This window comes from Chloroflexus sp. (genome assembly GCF_034432675.1).
In the GTDB taxonomy this organism is placed as follows: domain Bacteria; phylum Chloroflexota; class Chloroflexia; order Chloroflexales; family Chloroflexaceae; genus Chloroflexus.
In genome coordinates this window covers 1-9556 of sequence record NZ_DAOUBI010000092.1, presented here as the reverse complement: position 1 = coordinate 9556, position 9556 = coordinate 1, and the positions used below count along the sequence as shown (strand labels likewise).

Below are 9556 nucleotides of genomic sequence, written 5' to 3'. Positions count from 1 at the left end.
GCGTCTGGCAGGTACAGCCGTTTGCCATCGGTAGGGAGGCGTCATCAGCTCACCAAGCCCAGCCGGTCGGACTGGTGGGTTAAGCAGTGAGTTCCAGGGAGTATGTGCGTCCGGCGAAACCAAAGGCGTTTGGCAGGTACAGCCGTTCGCCACCGGTGAGGGTGTCATCAGATGAACAAAGCTCAGCAGGACAGACAGTTAGCACAGGCTGGTTCCAGGTCACAAAACAAATCGTTTCACAGCCTGCAACCGGTTGAGAAAAGGAGCATGCGATGAAACACTATCGTCCGCCGGGACAGACACTGATCGAGATGGCACTGGCCCTCCCGATCTTGCTCACCCTGGTTATAGGTCTTTTTACGGTGGGGCAAATTCTGCTTATTCATTATGCCGTCAATCAGGCGGTACGGGCGGCAGTGCATCAGGCTGCGCTGACCGGAGGTGATCGTGCCGCAACTGAACTCGCAGCCCGGCAGGCACTGCATGGAAGCCTCGGCATCGACGTAGCGGCAAGTGAGGTTGTCATTTCATGTCCGCGCCGACCATGCCGGCGTTACGACCCGATCACGGTTGAGGTGCGCTACCGGGCCTCACTCTGGGCACCAACGGCACTGCTTCCTTTTAGCGAGGACATGGTGGTACGAGCCAGCGCCACGCGGGCTGCCGAGCGCGATCAACAGTAGGAGAGGCGTATGTGGCACCGTCATCAACGTTATCACGGGCAGGCATTACCAATCCTGGCGCTGATGTTGCCAGCGCTGACACTCTTCATCCTGGTGGTGATTGAGGTGGCTAACCTCTGGCTGGACGTGGCGCTGCTCGAAGATGCACTTCAGCAGGCAACGCGCTCGGCTGTACAGCACCTTGATTACGCGATGCTGGCCCGTAATACGCAATCGCTACGCGGTAACCGCACCTGTCAGGCAGTAACTGTCACGAATCCCGGTCATTGCGCGGCGATTGTCAACGTAGCACATCAATTTCTGCTCGCCAACCTGCGGACTGCGCGGCTAGACGGTCATGATCCAGACAAACTGGCCGCGGCTGTGCGCTGGACAGTGTTACCACAAGGAGGGACATGTGCGTATGTGACCAGCTCTACTCCACTGCTATGTGCTGAAGTGCAACCAACCCTGCACGGTCTGTTTGGTTTAGGAGAGATGCGCCCGCGTATTCGTGCCGCTGATACGATTGATCGCCTGAGTCGGCCATAACCTTGCAATGAAAGGAGCACTCATATGTCTGCAATTGGTACGCTTCATCAGGCACTGAGCCGCCGACGCAGCAATCCCCTACCGACGATCCTTATCGGTCTGGGTTTGCTTATCACGGCTGTCTTTACTGTGATTGCTTTTCTGGAGGCAAGCCGTAGCGAGCCGGTGGTGATTCTGACGCGGGATGTACCGTATGGACAGCAAATCAGTGCCGATGATCTTGCGGTTGTTCTGCTTCCCCGTCATCGCCCGGTGCAACTGACCGGTATTAGCTCACCGGCATTGGCCGTCGGGCAGTATGCAGCCCGCCATCTTGCGGCGAACGATCTGCTCCAGCCCTCGATGCTGATGGAGCAGGCACCAACCCAACCGGTCTACCCGAACGGTGAGGCGTTGACGCCGGGGATGGTTGCGGTGCCGTTCAGCACTGAGACAATTGGCCCGCTCACCCATCGTGATCGGGTCAATATCGGCTTCAGCGATCCGAATGGGTCGCCCGATGTCTGTGATCAGGCACGGCAGGCAGCCGCAGGGCGCGAACCAACCGTGAATCCGCCAGACTCGCCGTTGCAGCCACGACCGTATGCGTGTCGTTTGCTCAGCGGTGCACGAGTGCTCTACGTGGATGGAGAGGCAGGTATTGCCTACCTGGAACTGACGCCGTACCAGTCACACGTGATCCAGGCCGTACAGGCTGCCGGTCTGCCGTTGTGGGGCGAACGCTACGGCAGTGACTCCCCGATCTTGCCGGCGTTGGATCGGCTGGACATTGGTCAGATCACGGTCGAGGAATTAGTTAGGCCGGCACCAGCAGTAGACGATGTACAACCGTGAGCAGTTTCAGGGGTGTACAGAACGTGAGGTTGCAGGCGCATGGGGATGAGCTAAACGCCCTCATCCTCGACCCCTCTCCCGCACGGCGGGAGAGGGGTGACCAGAAGCCTACGCAGGGGCATCCACTGCGGCGACTACACTGCGATTGCGGTGTTCGACTGCACACGCAAGTGACCAGAAGCCTACGCAGGGGCGTCCGCTGCGGCAGGAAGGAGGGTAGTGCAGGTGGCCGGTGCTGAACTGGTGGGAGCGGAGACCAGAAGCAGGTGTTGGGGCTTCCCGGTCCCGCTGCAGTAAAAGTTGCGTTAACCTATACGTTTACGTTCTGACCGCCCTTAAACGTGAACGGTTTCAGGATGAAAGCGGTTGTAACCCTCTCGTGGTTGGCAGAGCATTGCTGACGATATCCAGGCTGGCTACAAGCGCAGCGATGCTGTCGTCGGTCTGAAATGACATCAATAACCATTACCATCACACTCCAGTGGAGGGGACGTGGCATGTACGCGAATTGGGATATTCCAGGTCAAGCGGTACACGGTAGCGAGGATGGGGCGACGGTTGCCGAGGAGCTGCGTATGTTGCTCCGCAGTGGTCGCTTGCGGGATTACTGGCACGTTCCGCCTGAAGAAGCCTTTGCCCAACTTGGTCTGGGGAAGACGATCTGCTGGCGGCAGGTGGGCTGGTATGGCCCTCTGGAAATCTGGCGCGACCCGGAGCACGCGGTGTCGGACATTCTCTTTAATGGCCCTGCCGACTCGCCCTTCTTTGTTGTGCAGCGGGGGATGATGGTTAATACCGGGGTGATGGTTCATCCGGCCTGGATTGACTGGACACAACGGCAGCTTGTCTGGCGTAGCCAGGGTATTGCACCTGATCAGCCACTACCGCCGTTCGTTCAGGGTGTCGTTGATGGGTTGCGTTACGCGATTACCAGTCGTAGTGCTTCCCCAGCCGGGCCGAGCCTTTCGATCCGGTTGCTCCCTGAACGATGGGCAACGCTTGACGATCTGGTTCAAAGCCACGTACTCACCCGTGAAGCGAGTGATCTTTTGTTAGCCGCGTTGAACGGTGGGGCATCGCTACTCATTGCCGGGCCAACCGGGAGTGGCAAAACGACGCTGGCGGCTGCGTTGACGCAGGCGATTGGCAAGCATATGCGGCTGGTGGTGATCGAAGACGGTGGCGAATTACCGCGGAGCGCCAATAGCCTGCATATCGAAGCTCCAACGGAGACGGGTGGCTTCAGCCGGGCAGTAACGTTTGCTCTGCGGCAGAAACCCAACTACATCATTGTTGGCGAAGTGCGTGGTGGTGAAGCAATGGCGATGTTACAGGCCGCTGCCACCGGTCACCCTGGCCTGGGCACCATTCACGCCGCTACCGTGCAAGGGGCGCTGCGCAATCTGGAGCGGATGGCGCTGATCGGTCTGGCTCAGGAGACGACCGGGGCCGGCCAGGCGGCTGCGCAGATTGTACGCGGTCTGATTACGTCGGATGTCGTGAATTTGCTGGCTGTGCAGATTGGGCGAACGCCAACCGGTAAACGTGGGGTGATTGCGATTGAGGAGGTGCTTCCCCAGGGTGCGCAGGGCCAGAGTGGCGACCCATTTCCGACCAATCCGCTCTTCCGTTACGAACGTAGCAGTGACCGTCTGATGCGGGCCGGGTATGTCAATGCCGGTTGGGGGCTTGGGCGAATGTGATGGGGTTGCTTCAGATAGCCCTGGAGCGTTATCCGTTGCGGGTTTCCAGTGTATCAATGTGAACGGAGCTGTGCTATGGAACTGATCATCTTTAGTGCGATTGAAGGGTTGCAGGCCGAAGTTGAGCAATTGCGCGATGTTGCAGTGCTGGCACCATCGCGGATTGACCAGGTACAACGCCTCTTGAGCGGGTCACGTCCGCCAGATGCCCTCTACCTCGATGATAGTCGGGGTACGCCCCTGGCCGATCTCTGGGATTTAACGGCGCGTGCGCAGCAGGTTGGGGTGCGGGTCATACTGGGGTTGACCGGCCCGGCCCGGGCGGCTCTCGCCGATGCGCAGGCGGCAGGGTTACCGGCTACGGCTGAACGTAATCCGGTCGCGCTGGCCGACTGGATCGGAGCGCAGATTGGCCGACGACGTGGTCACGGGACGCAGCGCTTGCCGGTGATCGCGATTGGGGCGGCGAAGGGTGGTATCGGCAAGACCTTCGCAACCTGTGTGTTGGCCGAAGGATTGCGTCGGCGTGGTCTCGATGTCCTGGTGTGGGACAGCGACATCTCAAACCCCGGTCTGGTGCCGGCGTTCCGCATTCCGGCTAGTGCTCCTTCTTACCTCCACCTGGTGCAGCGCGGCCCATCGCACTGGAATCCGACCGGTATTCAACCCTTCATCTTCCAGCCTGAGCATACCCGTGCCAATCAGCAGGGCTGGGGGCGGATCGATCTGCTGATCGGATCGCATGCCGTGGCCAGGGCCGAAAACGATTTACGCTTACCCGACTGGCAAGGGTTGTACCAGGGCATTCTTGCCCTTGAAGGGTACGATGTGGTGTTAATTGACACTCCTCCCGACTACCTGCGTCGTCCGTATGCAACGCACGTGTTGCAGGCGGGTGGCAGTGTTGTGCTGCCGACGCCTCCCGGTGCTCGCGAGCGGATGGGAGTGGGGCATATGCTCGAACACTTTAGCGAGTTGGCGCCGGAGCGGCTCGAACGCTGTTCGCTGCTCTTTATGGAGCCAGAACGCGGTGTGACGGTGACGGTTGGGATGGTGGCTGAACTCTTCGCCCGTCGCTACCCGCGTGTTGGTAGTTTGGGCACGCTGCCACGCGAACCACGGTTAGCCAGCCTCGCCGATGAACACGATGGCTACATCTCGATGCTCGATCTCGGCCCGCACAGTCGTTTCGCCCGCGCCACGCATCAGGTAGTTGAGGCACTGTGCGCACAAGCTGGTTTGCAGCCGCGCCTGCCAATGCCGCAAACCGCCTGGTGGCACCGCTTTGCCGGGCTGTTTACACACCGTGCTCCGGTACCGGCAATGTCGTCATAAGGAGGTGACCATGCATCCTGCCTACCGACCATTAACCGTTATCGAAGAGGGTGGACTGGCCGATCTCTTGCCGACGTCGCATCAGGTGACCGATCCAACGGCGACAGTGTTACAAGCCGCACGCGACATCCTGCTCGCCGAGCTGCATCCCGATCTGCTCGATCCGGTGGCTCCCGCTGCCGAACGCGATCCGGCGGTGCTGCGGGTGTTGCGTGCCGCTATCGGCTCGCACACTGAACGTGGTGGGCCGCTGGCCGGTCTGCCGACTGATGATGCCAGTCTGCTGCGCCTCTTTCGCGACACCATCGGCTGGGGGCCGGCGCAGCCATATCTGGACGATGAGCGTATCCAGGAGGTGAAGATCATCGGCAACCGCATCATGGTGCAAGAGGAGGGTGCTGATTTTACACTCGCGCCTGAACGATTCAGTTCGCCTCGCCAGGCGCTAGATCGGGCACTGGTTTTGGCATCGCGGCTGGCGGTTCCCCTCGACCGTAGCCGGCCACAAGACACCCTGCCGCTGGCGCATGGCACACGTATGCACGTTACTATTCCGCCCTGTACTCCTGATGATACAGCGTTGATTTGTATTCGCCGCGGGCGGCGCACTGCGTGGACATTGGACGACATTCTGCGGCGGGGGGCCTGTGATGAAGCGCTGTTTGCGCTCTTGCGATTGCTGGTGCGCGCCCGTTGCTCGTTTCTGATCGCCGGGGAAACCGGTTGCGGGAAGACAGCTTTGCTGGAAGCGATTGTCAATTCGTGGCCGGGAGAACCACACGTTATCACTATCGAGGACAATACCCTGGAGATCAATGTTCGCCATGCGGCGTGGACGCGGGAACTGGTGCAGACCAGCCTCGATCCACACGCTTTTGGGCGGGCAGCCCGTGAAGTTTTGCGCCAGACGCCATCACTGGTCGCACCGGGCGAAACCCGTGCCGCTGAAGCAGGTGCCATTCTGGCCGTTGCGGTCAGCGGTCACGCGGTTGTCACCACAATTCACGCCCGCAATGCGCTGCGTGCGGTCAGCCGGTTGGCCGATTGCGCGGCGATGCCTGGGGCATACCTCTACGAGGGACGGCGCACGAATGCCCTTGAAGACATCTGCGACAACTTTCACGTCGTGATCCATCTGAGTCGCAACAACGGACGACGTTACATTGATGAAGTGGTACTGCTTGACGGTTGTGAAGAAACGGCTACCGGCTTGCGCCCGCGGATCGTTCCCCTGGCCCGGGCAGAAGTTGACAGCAGCGGTCTGCGCTGGTATTGCGTGGCACGGGCAGAGGGCGATGCCTTGATGTGGGATGGAGCCGACCAGACGCCTGACATGCTCAAACAACGGCTGCGCCTGCTCAAGATGAGCGAGCGGCCGCGGGCCGTCGCCAGCAGTCGGGCAATTGTAGAAGAGGCATTGAGTCAGGCCGCGCTCGCTCGCCAGGCCGGTGCCCCTGAACGGGCATTGGCGATCCTGCGGCGGGCATGGGAAGAGCGCCAGGATGAACGGCTGGCCCAGGCAGCACGTCAGGCCCTGACCATGCTACCAGAACGATCACAGCAGGCGACTCAGGCAGCACGCGAAGCCTGTGAACAGATTCTGGCTACGCTGTCCAGTCGACGCTGGGAGCGTGCGGCAAGTCTGTATGCTGACCTCAACGCCGATCTCGAACGCTATGCAGCCTTTGCTCCTCCCGGCGGATGGCCTGCGCTGGCCGGGGAGATTGCAGCCGGACAGCGAGCCGATCAAGAGGCGCAGCAAGCAATAACCAGGGCAGATCAGGCATTGCGCCAGGGTCGGGGCCGCGATGCACTCGATCTGATGATCAGGCTCGATCCAGCTCGCTTGAGTGACGAGACGGCACTGGCGCTATTGCGAACGCGCTACAGCGCACTGAATATGCTGGTGGCGAGTGGTGAAATCAGTTCAGCGGCGCTCACGCCGGTTGCGGCTGCCCTGTGTATGCGCGAAGCGTTGGTCACTGCTCAGGGAAGCAATTGTGCGTGATGAGGCACTGTACTACCGAGAAAGGATAATGATATGCCTGGCATTGACTCGCTCACCCATCCCGAAACGGCCTGGCTGGTACGTGCGGTGCCGGCTTTGCTGGCTGCATTGATTACCATGACCGCTACCTTTATCTTCCGGCAACCCCTTATGCAGTTCCTTGCCCGGTTTGATCGCTCGCGTTCGCCAGCGGTCTGCGATCCGGCGCTGGTCTGGCGGCCAGCGCTGTTGGGAACGAATACGGCCTTGCTGCTGGCCGGCGGAGCGGCGACGCTGAGTAGTCTGGTGTTGGGATGGATTGGCTCAATCTGGCTGGCGCTGGCGGTTGCGCCGGTGGTGGCAGCGCTGGTTGTGCGTATCGGTTTTGCCGTTAACCAATCACGTTACAATCGGCATCTGGAACGGGAACTGACCCCGGCTATCGGTCGCCTCAGTGCTTTGCTCAGTGGCGGTTTAGGTCTTCGTACTGCCCTGGAGCGTATCCTGATCGATATGGGTGATGGGCCACTACGCGACGAGTGGAGGTGGTTACTTCGGCAACAGGGGACACCGCTCGCCGACGGGAGCATTGCAACACTTCGTCAGGTTATTACGGCACTGGCTGCCCAAACCTCAGCGTCTCGCCACGCAACCCTGCTCAATCACCTGGCGGTTGCCGCCGATCAACCGCAAGACTTGCAGGCTCGGCGTTGTGCTGCGGCTTACGCGGCGCTTCAGGTGTCGGAACGACGGCGGGAAGAGGCACTGACCGAACTGGCCCAGATGCGCTACAGCGGTCTGGCCGTCGGTGGGGCAGGGTGTCTAATGGCTCTATACCTGATCGCGACCCAATGGGAGCGGGTACGGATCGCGTATAGCACTCCGCTGGGGATGGTTTTTGCCGTCATCGTGACCCTGGCTTTGCTGGCACCGATGATCGGTGGCTTCCTGTTCTCACAGGTCGAGGATGTTGATTATTAGGTATCGAGGTACTCATCGTTACTCAGGAGCTGCATATGCCTCATCTACTCACAACACCTGCGGCACCGGCGTTGCTGGCGGCGTTTTGTGGCACCTTGCTGGCCGCACTTGGGGTAGCGCTTCGCCAGCAACCACTGGTGACGAGACCATTGAATGAACGACAACGGCTGATCATCGGCCAGAGTGGTGGACTACTGATCGCTCTCCTCTGTTTTGGCGCTGCTCTCAGCGGGGGGATTATCTGGGTGGGATTAGGATTGGCGGCCTATCTGGCGCTTGGTCTGAAATGGGCGCGTCAGCCCCAGCGTGATCAGCAGCGGCTTAGCCAGGAATTACGACGCCTCACGCCGGGTTTGATTGGTTTTATTCGGGTTGCGTTGGGCAGCTTTGAAGCCCCTAGTCTGCTGTTGCGACGCTACTGTGCGCAGGCAACACCCCGCCAGGCGCCAATGCGGAGCCTCGTCGCCGAGGCGTTGGCGCTCAGCGAAGAGCAGCGGATGCGCCCCTTTGCGGCACTGGCCGAAGTTGCCCGTCGCTCCAATTGTCGTGAACTGATCGATGCTACGGCGGCGCTTGCTCAGGCAGAAGCAGAGGGTACACCAGTTGAGATGGTGCTCGCTGCGCAGCAGCAGACCCTGGAAGCGTTGTTACAGGGTGAATTTCGCCGGTTGATTCGCCGGCGCACGGTCTATCTGCTGCTGTTGACCGCGATCAGTCTGGTCGTGGGGATTTTGTTGAACCTGCTATTTGTGATGGTGGTGGGTAGTGAGGTGTTTGCGGTGTTTTAGAAGATAGGAGATAGGAGATAGGAAATAGGAAATAGCTGGGGTAGGGGCGGTGTACTGGTTTGATTCGTCTACGATCAGGGGGTGGGGGGATGGGGGCAAGGCTTTGGCGAGCCGGAGGCTCGCGCTCCCAGTGCCGTCAGGAGGGGGATCGGCGATTGTGAGCTGCGCCCAGGGGGAGAGGCAACACGCCTCCACTCCAGCTCGCCCCCGCTATGCATTACCTATATGTCGCGCTGTGTCAGGCAGACTGCACGCGCTCCCCGTGGCGCGGGTTTCCAGCCTGCGTGCAGGCATCCCCACCACCGCCGTCGGGTGCTGGCCGTGGCTGCTGGTGCGCAGGCACGAATCTCGTGCAACATAACCATCTACGTGCAGGGATCGCATTCATGTCTGATCGACTCGCTGATCGGCACGAGCACATTCAGCACCCCCGTGACCAGGATGGGTAACGGTGGGCCACGCGCCAGATCGTGAGCGCGGCTGGGCGCGGCAGCATGGCTGCCGCACGCCAAACGCTGCGACATGCGCATGACGAGCGGGTAATGCAATCCATCCAGCACGTGCTGGCACGGCTGGAGCGGGGCACTGTCACCGGGTCAGTCGCTCCAACAGCACCCATAGCGATCATCCTCGCTGATACGCACGTGGTTGACACCAGTTGTGGGTAATGCATAGCAGGGGCTGGAGAGGGGAGGGCAGACGTTTGATCCAGGG

General features: G+C 60.5%; 8 protein-coding genes. All 8 read left to right on the top strand.

All coding sequences use genetic code 11. The annotated features are described in order from the left end of the window. The first annotated feature begins 272 nt into the window (after window positions 1-272). The 8 genes from VAE55_RS07050 (at window position 273) to VAE55_RS07015 (ending at window position 8842) form a co-directional block, all read left to right on the top strand. Complete coding sequence (locus tag VAE55_RS07050; RefSeq protein ID WP_322815088.1) at window positions 273-683, top strand: TadE family protein; 411 nt, start codon at window positions 273-275, stop codon at window positions 681-683. 9 nt (window positions 684-692) lie between these two features. Beyond that, window positions 693-1214 carry a hypothetical protein gene (locus VAE55_RS07045; RefSeq protein ID WP_322815087.1) on the top strand — a complete coding sequence of 174 codons (522 nt, stop codon included), beginning with the start codon at window positions 693-695 and terminating at the stop codon, window positions 1212-1214. 24 nt (window positions 1215-1238) lie between these two features. Further along, window positions 1239-2048, top strand: coding sequence for an SAF domain-containing protein (locus VAE55_RS07040; protein ID WP_322815086.1), 810 nt, complete (start codon window positions 1239-1241; stop codon window positions 2046-2048). A 497-nt stretch (window positions 2049-2545) separates the two neighbouring features. Next, window positions 2546-3751, top strand: coding sequence for an ATPase, T2SS/T4P/T4SS family (locus VAE55_RS07035; RefSeq protein WP_322815085.1), 1206 nt, complete (start codon window positions 2546-2548; stop codon window positions 3749-3751). A 75-nt stretch (window positions 3752-3826) separates the two neighbouring features. Next, the gene (locus tag VAE55_RS07030; protein WP_322815084.1) at window positions 3827-5086 is read left to right on the top strand and encodes a ParA family protein; all 1260 of its coding nucleotides are present in this window, start codon (window positions 3827-3829) and stop codon (window positions 5084-5086) included. Between the two features lie 10 nt (window positions 5087-5096). Next, window positions 5097-7094, top strand: a complete 1998-nt coding sequence (locus tag VAE55_RS07025) for an ATPase, T2SS/T4P/T4SS family (protein WP_322815083.1) — start codon at window positions 5097-5099, stop codon at window positions 7092-7094. 33 nt (window positions 7095-7127) lie between these two features. After that, window positions 7128-8054 carry a hypothetical protein gene (locus tag VAE55_RS07020; RefSeq protein ID WP_322815082.1) on the top strand — a complete coding sequence of 309 codons (927 nt, stop codon included), beginning with the start codon at window positions 7128-7130 and terminating at the stop codon, window positions 8052-8054. Window positions 8055-8089: 35 nt separating this feature from the next. Next, entirely contained in the window at window positions 8090-8842 is a 753-nt protein-coding gene (locus VAE55_RS07015; protein WP_322815081.1) for a hypothetical protein, read from the top strand. The last annotated feature ends 714 nt before the right edge of the window (window positions 8843-9556 follow it).

Coding starts and splice junctions, on each gene's coding strand:
- VAE55_RS07050 (WP_322815088.1), top strand. CDS start 273: ATGAAACACTATCGTCCGCCGGGACAGACACTGATCGAGATGGCACTG.
- VAE55_RS07045 (WP_322815087.1), top strand. CDS start 693: ATGTGGCACCGTCATCAACGTTATCACGGGCAGGCATTACCAATCCTG.
- VAE55_RS07040 (WP_322815086.1), top strand. CDS start 1,239: ATGTCTGCAATTGGTACGCTTCATCAGGCACTGAGCCGCCGACGCAGC.
- VAE55_RS07035 (WP_322815085.1), top strand. CDS start 2,546: ATGTACGCGAATTGGGATATTCCAGGTCAAGCGGTACACGGTAGCGAG.
- VAE55_RS07030 (WP_322815084.1), top strand. CDS start 3,827: ATGGAACTGATCATCTTTAGTGCGATTGAAGGGTTGCAGGCCGAAGTT.
- VAE55_RS07025 (WP_322815083.1), top strand. CDS start 5,097: ATGCATCCTGCCTACCGACCATTAACCGTTATCGAAGAGGGTGGACTG.
- VAE55_RS07020 (WP_322815082.1), top strand. CDS start 7,128: ATGCCTGGCATTGACTCGCTCACCCATCCCGAAACGGCCTGGCTGGTA.
- VAE55_RS07015 (WP_322815081.1), top strand. CDS start 8,090: ATGCCTCATCTACTCACAACACCTGCGGCACCGGCGTTGCTGGCGGCG.